The following is a 21,029-nucleotide window of genomic DNA, read 5'->3' on the forward strand; positions in this document are numbered from 1 at the left end:
ATCTTCTTGAAATCAATTTTCAACATTTAATTAAAATAAGAAAATCCTGCAGTGATGCGGGATTTTTTTGAATCTTCTTTCTTTGCTGAGTGAAACGTCTTTGCGAACGAAAAATATTTTCAATAGCAAAAAAAACTTTGCGGACTTTGCGTTAAATTAATTTTAAAGATTAAATGAGCAATAGGAAAGTTATATCGGCTATTTTTTTACCGCTGTTTTGGCTCTTAAAAAGATTAAACCGGCAATAATGATACTTGTTCCAGCAAATTGCAAAGTCGTTAGTTTTTCACCGTCTAAAACGCCCCAAATAATAGCAACAATCGGCATCAGCAAAGTAACAGTTGATGCAAAAAGTGGAGTGGATACTTTTAATAATCGATAATTCATCATCATAGCCAATCCGGTTCCGAAAACAGAAAGTAAGCTTACAAACCCTAATCCGATCATATTTTCTTTGCTGAAAGTGAATTCAGAAACAAAACCCGTAGAAAGTAAAGCAATTACTGAAGGTAAAAACAAAACGAAAGAAAATACAAATGCCGATAAAATGGTAGATGAAACATCCATTAACTTTGATTTTACAGTCGTTGTACTCATTGCATAACACAATGTTGCCAAAAGAAGTAAAAGAATGGGAAATATTTTAAATTGAGTACTGTCGTCTCCCCCAAAAGCAAGCAGGCAAACTCCGGTAAAGCTTATAAAAACTCCGGTCATCTGTCTTCTTGTGGTTTCAAATTTCCAAACTAATGCGCCTACAATAATGACGAAAATCGGCATCATAGAATTGATGATTCCTGCGATGCTGCTGCTGATTTCTGTTTCGGCAATAGGAAATAAGAACATCGGGATAAAATTCCCTGTAAAAGCTGCTAAAATAAGCCATTTCAAATGTTTCTTTGGGAAAAGCTTGTACTTTGAAATAGCGACGGGCATTAAGATAATTCCGGCAATTAAAACTCTTAAAGCTCCTACCTGATAAGGGCTGAAATGTTCTAAGGATTTTTTAATTAAAATAAATGAAGAGCCCCAAATGACACTTAGTAAAATCAGAAGAAGCCATTTTTCTTTATCTGCGTTCATTGTTTTGGTGTAAAATTTTTAAAAAATCTTCTTTAGGAATCATTCTCGCACCCAGACTTTCCAGATGTTCGGTGTGAGATTGGCAGTCAATCAGTTCAAAATCGTCTTGGTGGGTTTCTATAAAATGAATAAATCCTGCTTTGGAAGCATTGCTCACCTTTGCAAACATACTTTCACCACAAAAAACTTTCCCGATTTGTATGCCGTAAAGCCCGCCAACGAGCTCATTATTTTGCCAAACTTCTACGCTTCGGGCAAACCCATAACGGTGAAGGGTGTTAAAAGTTTCCATCAGTTCATCAGAAAGCCAGGTTCCTTCCTGTCCTTTACGGTTGATTTCGCGACAGTTTTTTATCACTTCTCTGAAGTTCTTGTTTTCGGTAATGGTAAAAACTTTTTTATCTAAAATTTTTCTCATCGATTTCGAAACTTTCAACTCTTCAGGAAAAAGCACAAATCTGGGATCAGGGCACCACCAAAGAATTTCCTCACCGGGATTAAACCAAGGGAAAATACCATTCTGATAAGCAAACCAGATTCTTTCTACAGATAGATCACCACCGAAAGCGATGATGCCTTCGTGACCGTCATACTGTGCAGGATCGGGAAATGATATTTCGTTTTCGTCTAATCGAACCATTATGAGAAAAAAAATCCCACTTTTCAAAAAGCAGGATTAGTATTTGATTTTATTTCTGATTAAAAAGGTAAATCATCATCATCGTCACCAGCAAAAGGGTTGTCATTTGAAACCGGAGCTGCAGAATGAGACGGAGAAGCTTGGGTAGGTTCTGAACCATTATCCAAAACTTTTTCTACTCTCCATCCTGTAATAGAGTTGAAATACTTAGTTTCTCCTTGTGGCGAAACCCATTCTCTACCTCTGATGTTGATTCCTACTTTTACATTTTCTCCTTCTTTCAAAGAATCCAGCAAATTTATTTTATCCTGTAAAAATTCGATGTTGATTGGCTGTGGATATTGCTCTTGTGTAAGAATAACCATTTCTCTTTTTTGGAAACCACTCGCAAATGTTTGAACATCAGTGATTTTCTTTACTGTTCCTTGTAATTCCATATCGTAAATATTAACTTTGTAAAAGTAGTAAATTGAAATGTAATAAAGCAACACGGAAATAAATTTTACAAAAAATTAATTTTTTTTTCAAAAAGGTTTGGAAGTAAAGAAAATTGCCCTATATTTGCACTCACAAAAACGAAACAAGTTCTTTAAAATAACTCAATAATAATGCGGATGTGGTGTAATTGGTAGCCACGCCAGACTTAGGATCTGGTGCCGTGAGGCGTGGGGGTTCGAGTCCCTTCATCCGCACTACTTTATTGCGAAAATAGCTCAGCTGGTAGAGCACAACCTTGCCAAGGTTGGGGTCGCGGGTTCGAGTCCCGTTTTTCGCTCACATCACGCCCTGGTGGTGGAATTGGTAGACACGCAGGACTTAAAATCCTGTATCTTCGGATGTACGGGTTCAAGTCCCGTCTGGGGTACTTAAAACTCTCTGTAACTACGCTTAACAGAGAGTTTTTTATTTTAAGGGGGAACAAAGGGGGGATAAGAAATTTTAATATTTAATTCGTTCTATTTTTAAAATTTTTTATAAAACATTTTCACTTATTTTTTCTCAATAATTTAGTGCATAATCCATATTTATAGTTTTAGATATTTTCTTAATCAACAAGATCTCCAATGCAAGTTTACCTCTATTATACTAGCTGCATAACGCCTGAGATTTGGATACCTGAATCATTAGTAAGTTCCTCATTACTAATGCGAAATTAAAATTTTCTTTGAATAATCAAGATAAATCTTGTATACACAGCAAAGGTTCAACCTTTCACAAAATGATATAAAAAAAATGGAGCCGGGGAAATGCCTTGCTCCATTTAACTGTATTAAAAATTTGTGTTCGATTGCTTACTTTACTGCTAGCAGATCTACCATTTCAAGTACAGGTTCTTTAGCAAGTAATTCAGAAGCATTGGCCATTAAAGCCTTTGCAATCTCACCATTCAAGTGAGCATCTCTTGCATCTGTAGTTTCGAACGTATCGAATATACCAAAAGTAGAAGGGCCAATTTGTAAAGCATACCATCTTACGGTTCCTGGCTCACCTTCCGCAAGCGGCAAGGCTGACTTTAGGAATTCCAATACTTCATTTTCTTTACCTGGTTTTGCTTCTACTCTTGCTAATACTGCAAACTTTTCCATAATTTAAAATTTTAATGTTATTAAGAGTGTTCTTCAACTCTTTCTAACAAAAATAAGTTTTCCTAATCAATCTAAAAATACAAAAGATGTTAAACAACGTTAATGTGGATCATCGCAAATCAGCATCAAATTGTGCTGCCCACCTACAATCTGTTCAGCAGAAAGTAGTTCAGACGATTCCTTGGGCAGCTTAAAATTACTCTAGAAAGTTAATTAAAATAACAGATGAAAACGACGTACAAAAAAAGAGACCTTTCAACAAGTCTCTTCAATTTTTTTAAAAAAATTTTACGGTAAAATCTATAATGCTAAATAACCTTCCGTTCAACAACAATTTCATTATTGGACTACCAGCGATCAACCGAAGTTTTTTATCGATCAGCTACTGATAAAACCCTTAATATTATTTTTTATAATAATCTCCGGCTAAACTTGCACCGCCGCCACAAAAGTAATTTAATGCCAATCTATCGTCAAATTTCGAAGTAAATACTTCAGCTGTTTTATCCTTAAATAAAATCGTCATCGTCCCTTTTAAATCTATATTGATGGTTTTTAAATCAACATCAATCTGATTGTTCACTAACTTTCCTTTGCCTTCAAAAGTACAGCCTTTCACAGCACCGGTAAATGAAATTTTCACTGAATAAATACTGTCATTTTCAGATTTCAATTCCAGAATTTGGTTGTATCCTTTCCCACTGACGTTGGTGTTATAGGTACCGTTCAATTGAGCGGGCGTATAAGCTTTTACTTCTTTAAAAATATAATTTTTGGCTAATTCTCCGCTTACTTCTTTCTTATCAGCATCCAATCTTACCAAAGTTTTGTTGGGTTTTACCAGATAATATTCTTTGGGCGAATTTGGGATGGATACTTCAATAATATCATCATTCTTTGTCCAAGTACCATACTCGTTTTCAGAAGTACCGTCGCTGTCTAAATACGATGTACTTTTAACCGCTTTGTTGTCTTTTTGAAAGGTAATATAAGTTTTGATTCCCATACAATCTGCACAAGGCAATGTTGCCGTGTAGATTCCTGAAGAAAAATCATTATTCTGCTGTGTCTCTGTTTTTGTCTGCTCTTTATTTGCAGTGTCAACGGTTGATTTACTGTCGCTGCAAGAAACAAAAATGGTGGTTAGTGCTGCTACGGTTAAAAATTTAAATGTGTTCATTATTTTTTTTTGATTAGTTTAAAATGTTTGATGACCTAATTAATAATTTTAAAAGACCCAATAAGGCTTTGCGGAGTACTAAAATAGAAGAATTTGAAGTTATTATTTTTGAGATAAGAATAAATTTCCATCGAAAAACAGCTGTTATCGTGGCAGGTGATTTCCCATAGTGCAAAAAATAACAAACTTAATTTTTGGTCGCTTAACTACTCGCACAACTTTGTAAAGATCAATTAAAAAAGGCTACAGCAGGCTTACAAAAAAGAGACCATTCTAGAGGTCTCTTCATCTCTTTAAAACTTTTTACGATGAACCCATAATTTCTGAAAAGCTCCCGAAGCTTCCCTCCAACAGGCGTTTATCTCAGCGTTTTTATTTATTTATTTCGTTTCGATGATTTTCTAATTCATTATTGGCTTTTCAAGCCCACCGAAACTCTGGTAATTGAACCAACAAAACCAAAGTTCCAGTATTTGAAAGTGAAGTACAGCAGGAGATTCAGCTGGTGAAACCTAAACTAGCGGATGCCGGTATCGAAAACACGGTCGAATACAAATATATGACCTTCACCACAACGCCGACGGCGAACACTTTGAAAATAATGGTAAGCCTCGAAGATGAAAAAAGGCATTTGAAATCATTGATGCGAGGCTTCAAAAATCGGATAATGTTTAACCCAAAACAATTTCATGATTTTAAATTTTAATACATAGACCGGAACATTTGGGCTTCCGGTTTTTTTTTTGACATTTGTCAAAGGAATTTATTTGCAGCGGTCGCAAATTTGCACGTTCAATTTTACAAACAAACAGAAATGAAAACTATACACAAACTCCTTATGAGCGCAGTTTTTTCGCTGCCGCTCACGCTCTATGCGCAGCAGGCACCTACGTTGCAGGAACTCATCAGCAGTGCGCTGCAGAATAATGAAACCCTGAACCAGCAGGTTTTAGAAAATAAGTATACAAAACTCGACGACGAAAAACTGAATGATGTGTTTCTCCCAAAAGTGGAGGTTACCGGGAAAACCGGTTATATGTACACTTCGGCGCATATCAGTTCACCGGAAATTAAAGTTCCGGCAGTTCCTCCGGTTTTTCCGGGAGCGGTGGTGCCTGAAGGACAACTGAGTAATACATTCAATATTTCCGGTCTTTCTGCCTCTGCAAAAGCCGAAGCCAGTATGGTGATTTATTCCGGCGGAAAGGTAAAATACCTGAAAGAAGCCAATCGCGAAAAAAATCTTTCGGAAGAAGTGATGATGCAGAAAACCAAGGACGACGTCATTACTGAAATTTCCAAAGCATACGACCAATTGTCGCTGGTCTATGAATCCAAAAAAGTTCTGGATCAGTCCAAAAAACGTTTGGAAATCAATAAAAAAACGGCCGACAAAGCCTTGGGTTACGGATTGATTACGCCTTACGACCACAAAAAAATAGAACTTGCACAGGCCACTTTGGATTCCAAAATGGTGGAATATGCAGGTAAAAAGGATCTTCTGATCACTCAGATCCATCTGTTGACCGGCATTGAAAGGGAGCGTATTGCCATGATTGAACACGGCCTTCAGCCGATAAACTACGATGTTCTGAACGAAACCGTAGAAAACAGGGCAGAAGTGAAAGCGCTTCAGCATGGTATTAACGCGACAGATTTTAAAATTAAAGCCGAAGAAAGATGGTGGGTTCCGAAAGTTCAGGCGCAGACTTCGCTGTCGTATTTCGGACTTTACAACAACCACATTACAACCTCGGATGAAATTTTTCCCGGCACAGAAAAAAAACTCGATTTGCATCCCAGTGCCATAAACGTATTTCCCATGTTTACCGCAGGGATTGGTTTTAAATGGGAGGTTTTCGACGGTAATGAAGGTAAACACGCCATTGAAAAAGCCAAAATAGACAAAGAAATTCTGGAGAGCAAACAGAAAGACGCAATTAAAAAATTGAACTTAAACCTCGCCAACAACCAAACCAATTACAACATCGCGAACGCACAAATAAAACTGAAAGAAAAGGCAAGACAGATCGCAGCAAAAGGTTTGGAACAGGTGGAAAAGGAATTCAGATACGGCACCAAAACTTCCGCCGCCCTTATCGACGCTGAAACAGATTTACAGAATGCCGAACTGGAATTGCAGACCGCGATTTTCAATCAGAGAGTTTCCGCTATTGAACTGATGAAATCTACCCAAAACCTTAATCTTGAAAATCTTTAATTAATTAAAAAAATTAAAAAACAAGCAAACGAAATGAAATCTACATTAAAAATACTTTCTGTTCTTACCCTGTTAACTTTGGTCAATTGCAGCGAAAAGCCCGCAGAACGTGCCATTGAAGGTAAAACCAGAAAAGACCTTATTACTTTTTCACCAAAAGTAACCGGTAGAATACTGGAAATTTATGTGGAAGAGGGGCAAACCGTAAAAGCCGGGGATACGCTGGCAAAACTCGATGTGCCTGAAGTTTCTGCAAAAATCGCACAGGCAAAGGGGGCGACTTCCGCAGCCAAGGCACAGGCTCTAATGGCAAGAAACGGTGCTACCGCCGACCAAATGCGACAGTTGAGAGCCAAACAAAAAGGGCTTCAGGAGCAGTACCAGTATGCGCAGAAAGCGTACAATAGGGCAAGAAATATGTACCGCGACAGCCTGCTTTCGCCACAAAATTATGATGAAGCCTTTGCGAAATACCAAGGCGCTAAAGCACAGTTGGACGCTGCAAATGCCGAACTCCACGACGTTCAGATCGGTACGCGATACGAAAAAATAGAAATGGCGGAAGGACAGGCCAATCAGGCGATTGGCGCGCTGCAGGAAGCGAATGTGGCTTATTCTGAAAGGTACGTGATCGCTACAAACGATATGGAAATCGAAACAGTTTCTTTGAACAAAGGCGAACTCGCGACTGCCGGTTTTGCGCTTTTTTCAGGCTATATTCCGGACACGACTTATTTCAGATTCACCGTTCCGGAAAGTAAAATTTCATCTTATCAAAAAGGGAAAACCGTAAAAATGGTCGTAAATTACAACCAAAAAGAAATTACCGGGCGCATTGTTTCCATCAAACAATTGGCAAAATACGCCGATATTACGACGGCTTTTCCGGATTATAATCCTGAAGATGCGGTTTATGAGATTAAAGTAATTCCAGATAATCGAGCCCAATTGGGTAATATTCTGGTGAACGCCAATGTGGTTTTAAAATAAGTGACGGAATTTTTATTCTATTAAAAATGAAACAGTTAACATGTTTACTGAGAAGAGAATTTCGGCTCTTTTTTACCAACAAAACCATGCTTTCGGTGTTTTTTATGGCACCGGCATTCTACGCATTGCTCATTGGGTTCACGTATAAAAAAGGGAAGGTTGAAAATATTCCGGTGATCCTCATCAACCACGATAAAACACCGCTTTCCGACCAGGTAACCCAAATGTTTGAGGACAATCACACCATTAAAGTCCTGAATTATATCGATGAGCCGGCTCCCCTGAAAGATGAGGTCATTAAAACCGAAGCGGCTGCTGTTGTCATCATTCCGGAACGGTTTGAGGCGCTGATGCTTCAGAAAAAGTATCCTGAAATTACGGTTTACGTCAACATGTCCAATGTACTCACTGCCAATTTTGCTACGAAAGCGATTCAGCAGATCTTGGGAACATTTTCGGCAGGTGCAGAGATCAAGGGGCTGCAGAGAAAAGGCATGAATGCCGAAATTGCGAAAACCCAGTACGAACCGTTTAAAGCCAATTACATCACGCTGTTTAACACCACGAGTAATTACCTGATTTTTATGTGGCCCGCGATGATGGCGGTGGTACTGCAGCAGGTAATTTTGATGGCAATGGCCGTGACTTTTGCTGAGGAATTCAAGCGCGATAGTTTTAAACGTGATTTTGCCGGTAAACACAAATATGCGATTTTGGTGATGGCGATAAAATGCCTTCCGGTATGGGTTTTTGCTAATTTCAATATCCTCTTTTTCTACCTGTGCAGCCTTTATTTTAAAATTCCGTCACCGGTGAATGTACCCAACTTTTTTCTGCTAACCGCAATTTTCGTGGTGGCATCTACCAATTTGGGCGTGCTGTTCAGTATTCTGGTTCCTGACGCGCTGAAGGCGACACAATATCTGATGGTGATTGCTTCTCCGGCGTTCATCGTAAGTGGATTTACGTGGCCCACGTCGGCGATGCCTCAGTTGGTGCAGTATTTCAATTCCATTATTCCCCTGACGCCTTATCTCGAGGCATTAAAAATCATGGTTGTGGAGCGTGGTTCGGATTATTTAACCCAAAAATACTTCATCCATCTTTTGATCCTGGCGTTAGTGTATTTTGTATTAGGATGGATTGCGCTTAAAATTAAAATCAACTCACTCTACAAAAAATACCATATTTCAGAAGATGATGAAAGCGATGATTTTGATGAAATTACAGCATCAGAAAATAACCTCAAAGAAAACGGCTCAACACCGCAAGAAATATAAAGTTTTCATTTCTTTATAGTTTGTTTGTTCGTCCGGGAAGCAATTTCCGGACGTTTTTTTTGTTTTTGAGAGGATGTACGAAATAAATCTAATCTAAATTTATGGTAAAGAATTTCTTAACTAGTGGATGTTCTAGCACGCTTTCTCTAACCTCTAACCTGTAACCTCTAACTCCTATCAAACTTTGCTCCTTTCAGTTAAAATCACTTTTTGACAAATGTCAAAAGATAAAAAAACCGTACCTTCGAGTCATCATTAATCTACAAAAAAATTAATTATGAACACAACCGAAAATCACAGAAAAGTCAATCATCAACCCGATGCAAGCCAAACGCGCCTGCAGAATGTTCCCACCGACACAATGCCTTTTCCTGATCAGATTGGGAATTACCAAAGAAATATAGGACTTCCGGACGGCAAATTTAAAGACAGCAAAGTTTATATTGTAGGTAGCGGAATCGCCGGACTTTCATCTGCCTATTATTTCATTCGGGATGGCCAAATTCCTGCCGGAAATATTACTTTTTTGGAAAAACTCCAAATTGAAGGCGGTTCTTTGGACGGCTCCGGAAACGCACAAACCGGATACATTATTCGCGGCGGACGTGAAATGGATTTTACCTACGAAAATTTCTGGGATATGTTTCAGGATATTCCCGCTTTGGAACTTCCCAAGCCTTATTCCGTGCTCGATGAATACCGGATTGTAAACGACAACGACCGCAACCATTCCAAAGCAAGGCTCATTCACAACAAAGGCGAAGTAAAGGATTTCAGCAAATTCGGGCTTAGCAAAAAAGACCAGTGGGCGGTGATGAAACTTCTGCTCGCGAAAAAGGAAGAACTGGATGATTTAACCATAGAAGACTGGTTTTCCGAAACATTTTTAGAAAGTAATTTTTGGTGGTTTTGGCGCACCATGTTTGCTTTCGAAAACTGGCAGAGTTTACTGGAACTCAAACTGTACTTTCACCGTTTCCTGCACGCTATTGACGGTTTGAATGACCTTTCCTCGCTGGTTTTTCCAAAATACAATCAGTATGACACCTTCGTAGTTCCTTTACGGAAACATTTACAGGAACTGGGCGTCAAAATTCAGTTTGATACCGTGGTAAAAGACCTGGATATCGAAATCGCAGGCGATAAAAAAACTGTCAGAAATATTATTACCGAACAGAACGGTTCTGAAGTGAACATTGCAGTACGCGAAAATGATTTTGTGATCGTCACAACCGGCTCTATGACGGAAGACACACGCTACGGCGATAATGTTACGGCACCCTTGGTAGATTTTACCAAAGAAAATTCCGGAAAATCAAAAGGATGGACAGTTTGGAACAATCTGGCAAAAAAATCTGAAGTTTTTGGCAAACCTGAAAAATTCAATTCCGATGTTTCCAAATCGGCATGGATGTCGGCAACGCTTACCTGTAAACCGTCTGCTTTTGTAGAAAAACTGAAAGAGTATTCGGTGAACGATCCCTATTCCGGCAAAACCGTTACAGGAGGTATTATTTCGATTACCGACAGCAACTGGGTGATGAGTTTTACCTGCAACAGACAGCCTCATTTCCCGAATCAGCCGGATGATGTTTTGGTCATCTGGGTGTATGCTTTGCTGATGGACGAAAAAGGAAATTTCGTTCAGAAAACAATGCCGGAATGTACTGGAAACGAGATTTTGGCAGAGTTGGCCTATCATTTAGGAATTGAAAATCAACTGGATAATATCATAGAAAATACGATCGTGAAAACCTCTTACATGCCGTATATCACTTCCATGTTTTTACCGCGTGCAAAAGGTGACCGTCCACAGGTTGTTCCCGATGGCTGTGTGAATCTCGGATTGGTAGGACAGTTTGTGGAAACCAATAACGATGTAGTTTTTACAATGGAAAGTTCAGTAAGAACGGCAAGAATTGCGGTTTATGAACTTCTTGACAGTAACAAACAGGTCCCTGATATCAATCCGTTGCAATACGACATCCGTCATTTGTTAAAAGCCGCCAATACTTTGAACGACGGCAAAGGTTTTCCGGGCAGCGGAATTCTGAATAAAGTTTTGAAGGATACCTATTTCGAGCATATTCTGCCGGAAATTTCGCACGACGAAGCCGATGGTTTTTTCGCGCAGCAGTGGGACAAACTAAAAAGTCTCTTTGAGCATAAGCAAGAAGGGGAGTAATTATTTAACCTGAAAAGCCTTATAGGTTTTGAATACCTCTAAGGTTTTCTAAAATTTAAAAAAAAATGACAACAATAAAAAAAATTACCGTAGCCGGAAGCGGCGTTTTGGGTTCGCAAATTGCTTTCCAATCCGCACTGCACGGCTATGACGTGACCATTTACGACATCAATGGGGAAGCCATTGAAAAATCCAAAAAACTGATTGACACTTTTCTGCCCCGATACAAATCGGACCTGCAGATTTCATCCGAAAAACTGGAAGAAGCCTATCAAAAACTGCAGTTTTCAATCAACCTTCACGACGCGGTTTCCGATGCGGATCTGCTGATTGAAGCCATTCCGGAAAGTATCGGCATTAAAAAGGAATTTTACAGAAATTTATCCAAAATCGCCCCCGAAAAAACCATTTTTGCCACCAATACTTCCACGCTTTTGCCAAGTTTATTGATGGATGAAACCGGAAGGCCGGAAAAATTTCTCGCTTTGCATTTCGCCAACGAAATCTGGAAACACAACACGGCGGAAATTATGGGCACTGAAAAGACCGATCCCGAAGTATTTGCAACACTCGTGGAATTCGCCAAATCAATCGGAATGATTGCGCTGCCACTGAAAAAAGAACAGCCTGGCTATATTCTCAATACGCTTTTGGTGCCGCTGTTGAGTTCAGGAATCACTTTATATGCGAAAGGCGTTGCGGACATTGAAACCATCGACAAAACCTGGATGCTCGGAACCGGTTCGCCAATAGGACCGTTCGGTATTTTGGATGTGGTTGGTTTGGGAACGGTATACCACATTTTTAAAACCGAAGCGGAACGCTCAGGAAATGAGGAAAAAATGAAATTTGTCAACGTGCTGAAAAATCAGTTTATCGATGCCGGAAAACTTGGCGTTTCCAGCGGCGAAGGTTTTTATAAATATCCCAACCCGACTTTTCAGGGTAAAGACTTTTTGAAATAGAAGTTTTCATTATTATAGAAAGAGCGTCCGGAAATTTCCGAGCGTTTTTTTTTGATAAATGTCAAAGCCAAATTTCAAAAGAAGCCCGAACTTTGCGTTAACAAACAACTGGACAATGAAAAAGAACTTTTTACTGCTGCTGATTTTCCTTTCGGGGTTTTTCTTCTCGCAGGAATATAAGCCGGATATTTTGGGAAACGGTTTTGAGCAGAAAACATTGAATTTTCCAAACGATTACGAAGGAAAAGTTACCGCAACAGTCATCCGTAAAAAAGCGGAAAGTCCCACCCATAAAACAGTGTTGTATATTCACGGGTTTAACGATTATTTTTTTCAGGCAGAAATGGCCGAAAAATTCAATGAAAAAGGGTTTGACTTTTATGCTTTGGATTTAAGAAAATATGGGCGTTCTTATTTGCCGCATCAAACTTTTAACAATGTCAGAAATCTGGACGAGTACAATGCCGAAATCGATGAGGCTTTAAAAATCATTGCTGCCGAAAATCATAACAAAATTCTGTTGGCAGGACACTCAACCGGCGGCTTGATTACGACACGGTATATGAAATATCATACTGAAAATCCGAACATTGCCGGACTTTGGGTGAACAGTCCGTTTTACGATTTCAATATGGGGTTTATGGCAAAAAAAATTGGGGTTCCCATCATCAGTGGTTTGGGAAAACATTATCCTGACACGAAAATTGGCGGTGGATTTTCCACGTTATACGGTGAAAGCCTGCATAAAAATTTCAAGGGCGAATGGAATTATGATTTAAAACTGAAACCCAATGCCAACGGGAAAGTGAATTTTGGCTTTATCCGCGCTATTCACCGTGCACAGAGAGACATCCGCAATGTAGAACTCAAGGTTCCGGTATTGATGATGCATTCTGAAAAATCGGGCTATCCCAAAGTCTGGAATGAGGAAGTAACGACCACCGATATCATCCTGAACGTGAATGATATTCATAAAAATGCTGAAAATTTTAAGGGGAATGTCACGATAGTTCCCGTAAAAGGCGGCATTCACGATTTGGTGCTTTCCAGAAAACCGGTGCGCATAAAAGTGTATGACGAACTTTTCAGGTGGTTACAAGAGATTGATTTTTAATAGTTTATTTTTAATGTTTAGTTTGTGAATAATGCCTCATTTGTGGGGCATTATTTTTATTTTTGTACAAATTGAATCCTGATGACTTTTCCCGAAATGCTTGCCACCTACATCACCATCGACGATGATATCCGCAGTTTTCTGAACACCCAGACCGAAAAAATTTCTGTGAAAAAGGGTACCGTTATCAGCGATCAAAACACTTTAAACCGCAAGGTGTATTTTGTAGAAAAAGGACTTCTGCGCTCGTTTTATTTTGAAAAAGGAAAAGACATCACCACCAATTTTTATCCTGAAAACAGCATTCTGGCCAATAAAGACACCATTTTTGAGAAAATTCCGGCGCGGCATTCCATTGAAGCGATAGAAGACAGTGAAGTTGTCTTTTTCCTTTACTCGAAAATGGAAGAACTCTGCGAAACTTCGCTTACCATCGCCAATTTCAGTCGCCGTGTGTTGGGGCTACTGATGTCGAATATGGAAAGGCGCATCAATTCTTTGCAGTATATGACGGCAAGGGAAAAATATATTCAGCTTTTAGAAGATAATTCGGATATACTTTTGCGTGCTCCGCTTGGGATGATAGCTTCTTATCTTGGCATTTCTCAGGAAACTTTGAGTAGGATCAGAAGTGAGGTTTAGAAAAGATATCAAAGTACAGACAGAGATGCTGCTTGAGTGGCGGTGCGAAAAATAATTGTGCATTTTGTAAAGATTTTATTCTTGCGTCTGAAGAATGCGAAGTTCCTTAAAAAATGTATATTTACATTGCAGACAATGAAACAATTGCGGCTAAACAGCGGTTGTCTGAATTGCGCACTTTGTAGTTAAGTGCTTTTCGAAACAGGTTTGCAACCTTTATAGCCTTAAAACGGTTATGTTTATCTGGTAGTTTTTTAACTCAAAACATATCAATAATTTTAAGTGTAACAGAATAAATGTATAACTGGAATATATGAGTAGGGGATTTGTGAAAGAGGGTGATCAGGAGGAAATTCCGATGATTCCGCCCCGTGCCGATTTACCGCGCGGTACGGTAAACTTCGTTACAGAGGTCGGATACGGTCAGTTACTCGCCGAACGTGACCAAATGATTCACGAGCGCGACAATACCTCGATTTCGGACGAGAATGAAAATCGCATTGCCGTAAATTTAATCAACGCGAAATTGCAATTGTTACTCGATCGAATTTCGTCTGCGAAAATTGTTAACCTTGCCAAACAACCCAAAAATATAGTGAAGTTCGGTGCTGAAGTGTACTTTAAAGTTGACTCCGATCCCAAAACCCAGCATTATCAAATCGTGGGTGTGGATGAGGCAAATGTTGCAGAAGGGAAAATAGCGTTTACCTCTCCTATTGCGAAAACCTTTATGGACAGAAAGGTCGGCGATCGCGTGACATTGAAATTGGGAAAAGCGGAAAAGCAGTTTGAAATTGTGTCGATAAAATACTAATGGATTTGTGAATTTTTGAAAAAACGGATGAAAACCACGAGCAAAAAAAAGAGACCTTTCTGGAAGTCTCTTCCATTTTTTTAAAAATTTTTAGGGTAAAATATATAATGCTCAATAACCTTATGTTCAGCTACACTTTCGTTAATGGACTTCCATGCATCAACCGAAGTTTTTTACCGAGGCTATTTATAAAACCTTTATTATGCTATTTCTTATGATAATCTCCGGCTAAACTTGCACCGCCACCACAAAAGTAATTTAATGCGAATCTATCTTCAAATTTGGAAGTAAATACTTCAGCTGTATTTTCCTTAAATAAAATAGTTATCGTCCCTTTTAAATCTTTATTGATGGTTTTTAAATCAACATCAATCTGATTATTCACTAACTTTCCTTTTCCTTCAAACGTACACCCTTTCGCAGCACCCGTAAATGAAATTTTTACTGAGTAAATACTGTCGTTTTCAGATGTCAATGTCAGGATTTCGTTGTATCCTTTCTCACTGGTGTTGCTATGATACGTACCGTTCAACTGGGCCGGCGTATATGCTTTTATTTGTTTAAAAATATAATTTTTGGCTAATTCTCCGCTTACTTCTTTCTTATCAGCATCGAGTCTTACCAAGGTTTTATTGGGTTTTACCAAATAATATTCTGTGGGCGAATTTGCGATGGATAGTTCAATAATATCATCATTCTTTGTCCAGGTACCATACTCGTTCTCAGAAGTACCATCGCTGTCTAAATACGAGGTGCTTTTAACCGCTTTGTTGTCTTTTTGAAAGGTAATATAGTTTTCGATTCCCATACAATCTGCGCAAGGCAATGTTGCCGTGTAGATTCCTGTCGAAAAATCATTATTTTGCTTTGCCTCTGTTTTTGTCTGCTCTTTATTGCCATCATCTGCGGTCGATTTGCTGTCGCTGCAAGAAATAAAAAAGGTGGTCAGTGCTGCTAAGGATAAGAATTTAAATGTGTTCATTATTTTTTTTATTGATTAATTTAAAATGTTTGATGACGTAATTATTGATTCTAAAATTCCGATTTAGGCCTTGCGTAGTACTAAAATAGAATAATTTGAAGTAATTTATTTTTGAAATAAGATTAAAATTTCCATCGAAAAACCGCTATTATCGTTGCAAGTGATTTCCGATATTGTAAAAAATAACCAACTGAACTTTTGGTAGCTTCACTACCCGCACTATAGTTAACCCCAAAGTTTGGACAGTAAATCGTAAAAGTTAAGTTTGATTTTGTTTGTTTTGAGGGTAGCAGTTTTGCCCATTTCCACATAGGGAAAATCCCTTCAAAGATTTTTCCGTGTAGTGTGGGAATGTGTAAAACTGCTTGAACGTTCATTTATGCTGCTTCCTTTTTTGTACGGTCGTAGACATGCGCGGGCACTTCGTATGCAAGGCTCTGATGTCTTCTCTCCGTGTTGTAATATTGAAAATACTGTTTCAGGCCGTCATAGCACGCTCGTCCATCCTGATAAGCATACAGATAGACATTCTCGTATTTCACACTTCGCCAGAGTCTTTCAATAAAAATATTATCCAACGCCCGTCCTTTACCATCCATGCTTAGGGCTATTCTCTGGTTGGTGATAAATTCGGTGAAGAGATCTGCCGTAAACTGACTGCCCTGATCGGTATTAAAGATTTCGGGTCTTCCGTATTTTTCAATGGCCGTCTCCACGGTATCGCGGCACCATTCCGAAGTCATCGTGTTGCTCAGGCTCCAGCCTACCACAAACCTGCTGTACAGATCGATTACCGCGCAAAGATAGAGATAGCCGCCCTGAACTGGAATATAGGTAATATCCATGCAATAATTGAAATATTTCTTTATCATCCAAAGCAGCCTTGAAAACATATAAATCTCTCCGTTCTTTGTTTTCAAAATATTCTTTATCGAAGGTCATTACATTTTCAGCTTCTTCTTCCCATTTAATACGATAATAACCATCATATTCAATTTTTTTTTCAATCGCTTCTTCACGGATGAGTTCCATCACATCATTGTAAACTCCTTCTGGATCTTCAGCCATATCCATAGTGATATTCATTATCACTTGTTCTGTATCTTGTATGCTCATATCAAAAAAGTGTTTGTGGAGTTTTCTCCGGTTCTAAATTTAGAAAATCAAGATTTGGCGAGAAATTAGGAAATTGAAATTCTTCAATTGGTTTTTGATTTAAAAATTCTCTTCCCATTTTTTTATCTAACGTAATGATCATTCTGTCATGAATTGGCGCCTGTACTTCATTTGGTTCTGTCGTTACAAGTCCAAAACCAATATTACCATCTGACCAAAAATCATAAAATCCGGCAATATAAAATTGAGTGTGATCTTTCCAAAACATTTCGTGCTTTTGGGAACCTGATTTATTTGTCGGTAAAATCACCTTTTTTCCTTCATAATATGAAGTTGCAGGAATTAAACATCCATTCTTTTGAATATTTTTATAATCCCGATATGTTTTTTCAGATGTTAAATTTAAACCAGAGGTAGGATATTTTTTTATTTCTTTAATACCCCAATATGTAGGCATCAGGACAATGCCGTTATGATTAACAATTGCCGGAATTGTTGGTTTCGTCTGTTTTGCAAAAGCATTGATTAATCCTATACTGAAATTAGAAGTATCAGCTTCTTCTGCATCAAAATCAGTAATTGCCTTTTTAAGATCTACACCTTTGGAATTAAAATTATAGCACATTTTCTAATTATTTAGACAAAATGAATGTGCAAAAATTGTGCTTATTTGTATCTGTACTTAAATATCAAAAAGATATGAAATTTACAATGCCTTCACTCTTAAAAGTTGATTTATATCTGTTGTACGTCTTGGAGATAAATTTTTCTGATTCATTTTCCATGTCTTTTGCACGTCCATAGAGCCTAATTTTATTTTATCAGCACCTAATCTTTTGTTCATTCGGTCAATTACTGTCATTATAGGCTTGTGCTTTTCGTGAAAATCTTCATCAAATAAGCTTGTCATTCTTTCGGTGTCCGGCACAAATTCTGTGAGCATCACGCCAGCTTTTTTATATTGAAAAAAAGGTAAGTAAATTTTTTCCAATCCTTTTAATGCCATTGCAGACAATTCAATTGCAGAACTTGATGGATTTGGTAACGCTATTGTAATTGAGTTGCTGTACTGCTTTAAATCAAGCTTGAAACGATCTGTAGTAATAAAAATAGTAATGAAATTACAACAAGAATTCTGTTTGCGTAATTTTTCTGAGCATTTAAATGCGAATGTTGACACTCGTTCCTTCAGAACTTCTAAATTATCGGTTCTTTTGTCAAAAGTTCTGCTTGTACCGATGCCTTTTTTTGGCTTATGTTCGGAAAGTTCATATTGAGGGATTCCCCGCAACTCCTTGTGCATTCTCAAACCATAAATTCCCATTTCCTTTTGTAAATAAGCTTCTGGCAATTGAGTAAAATCCCAAGCTTTTTTTACTCCGATTCTTGAAAATCTGTCTGCGTATCTTCTTCCTATACCCCAAACGTCCTCCAATGGTAGCCATTTCAAAGCTTTTTCTATCTTATTTTGAGAATCAATAACGTAAGTGTGTCCTAACTCATTAGAGTGTTTTTTAACTATCTTATTGGCAACTTTAGCCAAAGTTTTAGTTGGTGCAAGTCCAATGCTACAAGGAATATCCAAACCATTAAAAACAGTATTTCTAAGGTCGTTGCAATGATCTTTTAGATTTAAATATTCATATCCATGAAAATCAAGAAAAGATTCGTCCACGCTGTAGACTTCTATATCTCGGCAGTATCTACGGCTGATATTGACAATTCGATTGGAAATATCACCGTATAATACAAAGTTTGCTGAAAATACTGCTACGTTATATTTTTTGATTAGATCTTCTATTTGAAAGGCAGGAGCTCCCATTTTAATACCGAGTGCTTTAGCTTCGGGACTTCGGGCAATAGCACAACCATCATTATTGGAAAGTACAATAACAGGTTTGTCCCGAAGATCGGGACGGAAAATGCGTTCGCAACTTGCGTAAAAATTATTTCCGTCAATTAATCCGAACATTATTATAATCTATGTAGGTTCCATGTTGATCTACCCCAATATGTAAAATCTGAATCCGATGAAATAAATAAATCCAAATATTCAGGATTTTCAGATTTCAGTGTAATACTCTCAAGATTGGATGAATTTTCTTTGAAACTTGGTCTGTATTTTTTTACGTAAAATTCTCCATCTAAAAAAACAATAATTACATCGTTTTCTTTCGGTAACATTCCTTTTTGAATTATTAAAATATCACCGTCAAAAATTCCTATTCCATTTAGTGAATCGCCTGTAACAAAAGCAAAAAAAACAGTTTCTTTATCTTTTATTAGAAGCTTTAGAAGATCTATTGTATCTTCAGGAAAATCAAGTGCAGGACTTTCAAAACTTCCGTAACCACCTGCTTTTACTTTGGCAGGGAGAACAGGGATAATAATATTATCATCATCCGTAAATTTTAATAATTGAATTGGACTTTTCACACTACAAAATTAGACAGATTTTTATAAGTTAATTTATGATTTCCTGTTAAAGTTTTCTGCAACAAATCAAAATGCCCACTACGACAGAACTTGACGTAATTAAATTTTTATACAATAAATGTTTAATTGAGATTTAACCACTTAAAAATAATTTTTAAGTTTTTTTAAAAAAAATTTTGTAATTTTGTAAACTAAATAAGAAGCCCAGCAATTTGGTAATCACTGAGTTTCATATTGAACTTTAAATATTGATTTGTATTTATACAATCATCTAAACATCATTAAAGTGCGTTCCGTACACGATGTTTGCCAAAAGTGGAACTTTTGATTTATTTCATTTGATTCTACATTTTAAAAGTTTAAAAACTACCTTGGGAATTGGCGTTTCAGATGGTAGTTTTTTTTTATTCTTAATCCGGCGCTCCGGATATCTATTTCTAATCTTCTGTTTCAACACTAAATTCAAAAAGTTTAAGAGTACTCTTAAACTTTTTTTTCTTTAGTGAAAGCAAGCAGATTGCTACGATACATATAAATAAAAGTACCGCTACAATCCAAATTGTTATCATTTCCATTGGTAATCACTGATTTTCTTAACCCTAAATTGAGTATATATACTCCGACAAAAAGCATTATTAAAGTGCGTTCCCTGCACGATGCTTTTGAATACAAAAAGTGGAACCTACGATTTATTTCATATGTTTTTTACATTTTAAAAGTTTGACTGTCTTGGAAAATTGGCGTTTCAGATGACAGTATTACAAAGATACTAAAAATTCTCTCTGGCTGTTTTAGGCTGTATTTTCAGACTGTAAAGATACAAAGCGCATTTTCGGATTCCAAAAAGGTAAAATTTATTACTAAGTTTCCTTATATTATGATCATTTATTTTACAAATTTAAGAGTAATAATGCTGATATACAAAAGGGTTGACACTGAGATTAAACATCTTTGTTAATGCCTTCTGTCAGCTTGATTGGAGCCATCGGTTAAATTTTTTTTAATACAAAAAAAATCCCCGACTATTTCGAGGACTAAAAACTAATAACCATGAAACTCAGTTAACCATGAGAATCACACAAATATAGGAATTAATTATAATTTTTTAATTTTCTAAACTCCCACGGCGCAACCATTTTAGAATCTTTCCATAATCCAACCTTTTTATTTCTTGCAATATTTTCCAAATCACCTAATTTTTTATTAGCTGAATACCTAAAGTACCACCATCCTAAACCTGCCCTAATGATTTCTTCAGATAAATATTTTTCGTTAACTGTAGATAAACCAAAAGCTTCATTAGGGAAATTTTGAAAAAAATATTTATTCTTACTTTTTTCGGTCTTTAAATAAATTCCTTTGTTTAAAAGAAAAAAATCTACTAATAAAGAAATGACCCTCGAAGCTTGCAAAAAATTCTCCGTCGTTAATGCTTTAGCCTTTTTAATAGGTTGTAGGTAATCTTTGATTTTGAATCTAACTTCGTTCAAATCAAAACTTATTACATCTGCTGCTGCATTAGGAACATCCCCAATAACGTATTTCTTAATATGCATTAACTCTCTGGTCTCATCTTTAATTACTACTCCAGTTTTAAAAGCATGAGCAAGAAAATTCCCTTGTTTAAACTGTTTTGCGATAATATTTAAAATTTCAGAGGAATTTATTTTAATTGTATTAAATGGACATTCGTTGAAGACAAAACTTTCAGTAGAAGAAAAAGAGAAATTATTACTTATTAATAGTAAATCAATATCATTTGCATCTTCTGCTTTATCAATAATGTCTATATCAT

The 21,029-nt window shown here is 37.2% G+C and carries 21 protein-coding genes and 3 tRNA genes; 11 read left to right on the forward strand and 13 right to left on the reverse strand.

Annotated elements, in window-relative coordinates:
* Positions 1 to 198: 198 nt before the first annotated feature.
* The 3 genes from FDY99_RS10635 to FDY99_RS10645 are packed head-to-tail and all read right to left on the reverse strand — an operon-like array spanning position 199 to position 2,160.
* Positions 199 to 1,083 carry a DMT family transporter gene (locus tag FDY99_RS10635; protein WP_139421361.1) on the reverse strand — a complete coding sequence of 295 codons (885 nt, stop codon included), beginning with the start codon at positions 1,081 to 1,083 and terminating at the stop codon, positions 199 to 201.
* Positions 1,070 to 1,723 carry a leucyl/phenylalanyl-tRNA--protein transferase gene (aat, locus tag FDY99_RS10640; protein WP_139421363.1) on the reverse strand — a complete coding sequence of 218 codons (654 nt, stop codon included), beginning with the start codon at positions 1,721 to 1,723 and terminating at the stop codon, positions 1,070 to 1,072. Before aat ends, FDY99_RS10635 begins: the two co-directional genes overlap by 14 nt.
* A gap of 59 nt (positions 1,724 to 1,782) precedes the next feature.
* Positions 1,783 to 2,160 (reverse strand): DUF3127 domain-containing protein, encoded by a 378-nt coding sequence (locus tag FDY99_RS10645; RefSeq protein ID WP_074230509.1) that lies wholly within the window; start codon positions 2,158 to 2,160, stop codon positions 1,783 to 1,785.
* 173 nt (positions 2,161 to 2,333) lie between these two features.
* Here FDY99_RS10645 and FDY99_RS10650 point away from each other — a divergent pair.
* The 3 genes from FDY99_RS10650 to FDY99_RS10660 all read left to right on the forward strand — a co-directional run bounded on the left by FDY99_RS10650 (position 2,334) and on the right by FDY99_RS10660 (position 2,588).
* Positions 2,334 to 2,415, forward strand: a tRNA-Leu gene (locus FDY99_RS10650).
* Positions 2,416 to 2,425: 10 nt separating this feature from the next.
* Positions 2,426 to 2,498, forward strand: a tRNA-Gly gene (locus tag FDY99_RS10655).
* 8 nt (positions 2,499 to 2,506) lie between these two features.
* Positions 2,507 to 2,588 (forward strand) — tRNA-Leu (locus FDY99_RS10660).
* A 427-nt stretch (positions 2,589 to 3,015) separates the two neighbouring features.
* On the opposite strand, the gene FDY99_RS10665 is transcribed toward FDY99_RS10660, so the two are convergent.
* Positions 3,016 to 3,309 carry a putative quinol monooxygenase gene (locus FDY99_RS10665; RefSeq protein ID WP_139421366.1) on the reverse strand — a complete coding sequence of 98 codons (294 nt, stop codon included), beginning with the start codon at positions 3,307 to 3,309 and terminating at the stop codon, positions 3,016 to 3,018.
* Between the two features lie 403 nt (positions 3,310 to 3,712).
* Positions 3,713 to 4,489 (reverse strand): copper resistance protein NlpE, encoded by a 777-nt coding sequence (locus FDY99_RS10670; RefSeq protein ID WP_139421368.1) that lies wholly within the window; start codon positions 4,487 to 4,489, stop codon positions 3,713 to 3,715.
* An 814-nt stretch (positions 4,490 to 5,303) separates the two neighbouring features.
* On the opposite strand from FDY99_RS10670, the gene FDY99_RS10680 reads away from it, so the two are divergent.
* From FDY99_RS10680 to FDY99_RS10715, 8 genes are all read left to right on the forward strand, one after another.
* Entirely contained in the window at positions 5,304 to 6,710 is a 1,407-nt protein-coding gene (locus FDY99_RS10680) for a TolC family protein (protein WP_139421370.1), read from the forward strand.
* 33 nt (positions 6,711 to 6,743) lie between these two features.
* Positions 6,744 to 7,700: an HlyD family secretion protein gene (locus tag FDY99_RS10685; RefSeq protein ID WP_139421372.1), complete on the forward strand. Its 957-nt coding sequence runs from the start codon at positions 6,744 to 6,746 to the stop codon at positions 7,698 to 7,700.
* Positions 7,701 to 7,726: 26 nt separating this feature from the next.
* Entirely contained in the window at positions 7,727 to 8,980 is a 1,254-nt protein-coding gene (locus FDY99_RS10690; protein ID WP_139421374.1) for an ABC transporter permease, read from the forward strand.
* Positions 8,981 to 9,257: 277 nt separating this feature from the next.
* Positions 9,258 to 11,165: an oleate hydratase gene (locus FDY99_RS10695; protein ID WP_139421376.1), complete on the forward strand. Its 1,908-nt coding sequence runs from the start codon at positions 9,258 to 9,260 to the stop codon at positions 11,163 to 11,165.
* A 65-nt stretch (positions 11,166 to 11,230) separates the two neighbouring features.
* Positions 11,231 to 12,130 carry a 3-hydroxyacyl-CoA dehydrogenase gene (locus FDY99_RS10700; RefSeq protein ID WP_123248463.1) on the forward strand — a complete coding sequence of 300 codons (900 nt, stop codon included), beginning with the start codon at positions 11,231 to 11,233 and terminating at the stop codon, positions 12,128 to 12,130.
* A gap of 115 nt (positions 12,131 to 12,245) precedes the next feature.
* Positions 12,246 to 13,244 carry an alpha/beta hydrolase gene (locus FDY99_RS10705; protein ID WP_139421377.1) on the forward strand — a complete coding sequence of 333 codons (999 nt, stop codon included), beginning with the start codon at positions 12,246 to 12,248 and terminating at the stop codon, positions 13,242 to 13,244.
* Positions 13,245 to 13,325: 81 nt separating this feature from the next.
* Positions 13,326 to 13,886: a Crp/Fnr family transcriptional regulator gene (locus tag FDY99_RS10710; RefSeq protein WP_139421379.1), complete on the forward strand. Its 561-nt coding sequence runs from the start codon at positions 13,326 to 13,328 to the stop codon at positions 13,884 to 13,886.
* Between the two features lie 313 nt (positions 13,887 to 14,199).
* Positions 14,200 to 14,700 carry a GreA/GreB family elongation factor gene (locus FDY99_RS10715; RefSeq protein WP_139421381.1) on the forward strand — a complete coding sequence of 167 codons (501 nt, stop codon included), beginning with the start codon at positions 14,200 to 14,202 and terminating at the stop codon, positions 14,698 to 14,700.
* A 205-nt stretch (positions 14,701 to 14,905) separates the two neighbouring features.
* Here the strand turns inward: FDY99_RS10715 and FDY99_RS10720 are convergent, their stop codons facing one another.
* The 8 genes from FDY99_RS10720 to FDY99_RS10750 form a co-directional block, all read right to left on the reverse strand.
* Entirely contained in the window at positions 14,906 to 15,682 is a 777-nt protein-coding gene (locus FDY99_RS10720; RefSeq protein ID WP_139421383.1) for a copper resistance protein NlpE, read from the reverse strand.
* A gap of 122 nt (positions 15,683 to 15,804) precedes the next feature.
* On the reverse strand, positions 15,805 to 16,059 hold the full coding sequence (locus tag FDY99_RS10725) for a hypothetical protein (RefSeq protein ID WP_139421385.1): 255 nt from the start codon (positions 16,057 to 16,059) through the stop codon (positions 15,805 to 15,807).
* Positions 16,060 to 16,473 carry a DDE-type integrase/transposase/recombinase gene (locus tag FDY99_RS10730; protein ID WP_262711425.1) on the reverse strand — a complete coding sequence of 138 codons (414 nt, stop codon included), beginning with the start codon at positions 16,471 to 16,473 and terminating at the stop codon, positions 16,060 to 16,062.
* Positions 16,382 to 16,798: a hypothetical protein gene (locus tag FDY99_RS23540; protein ID WP_262711398.1), complete on the reverse strand. Its 417-nt coding sequence runs from the start codon at positions 16,796 to 16,798 to the stop codon at positions 16,382 to 16,384. Before FDY99_RS23540 ends, FDY99_RS10730 begins: the two co-directional genes overlap by 92 nt.
* Position 16,799: 1 nt before the next feature.
* Positions 16,800 to 17,423 (reverse strand): SOS response-associated peptidase family protein, encoded by a 624-nt coding sequence (locus tag FDY99_RS10735; protein ID WP_139421388.1) that lies wholly within the window; start codon positions 17,421 to 17,423, stop codon positions 16,800 to 16,802.
* An 81-nt stretch (positions 17,424 to 17,504) separates the two neighbouring features.
* Positions 17,505 to 18,770 carry a Y-family DNA polymerase gene (locus FDY99_RS10740; protein ID WP_139421390.1) on the reverse strand — a complete coding sequence of 422 codons (1,266 nt, stop codon included), beginning with the start codon at positions 18,768 to 18,770 and terminating at the stop codon, positions 17,505 to 17,507.
* Positions 18,771 to 18,772: 2 nt separating this feature from the next.
* On the reverse strand, positions 18,773 to 19,234 hold the full coding sequence (locus tag FDY99_RS10745; protein WP_139421392.1) for a LexA family protein: 462 nt from the start codon (positions 19,232 to 19,234) through the stop codon (positions 18,773 to 18,775).
* A 1,091-nt stretch (positions 19,235 to 20,325) separates the two neighbouring features.
* Positions 20,326 to 20,790 (reverse strand): thermonuclease family protein, encoded by a 465-nt coding sequence (locus FDY99_RS10750; RefSeq protein WP_139421394.1) that lies wholly within the window; start codon positions 20,788 to 20,790, stop codon positions 20,326 to 20,328.
* Between the last annotated feature and the right edge of the window lie 239 nt (positions 20,791 to 21,029).

It is taken from the genome of Chryseobacterium mulctrae, assembly GCF_006175945.1.
Classification (GTDB): domain Bacteria; phylum Bacteroidota; class Bacteroidia; order Flavobacteriales; family Weeksellaceae; genus Chryseobacterium; species Chryseobacterium mulctrae.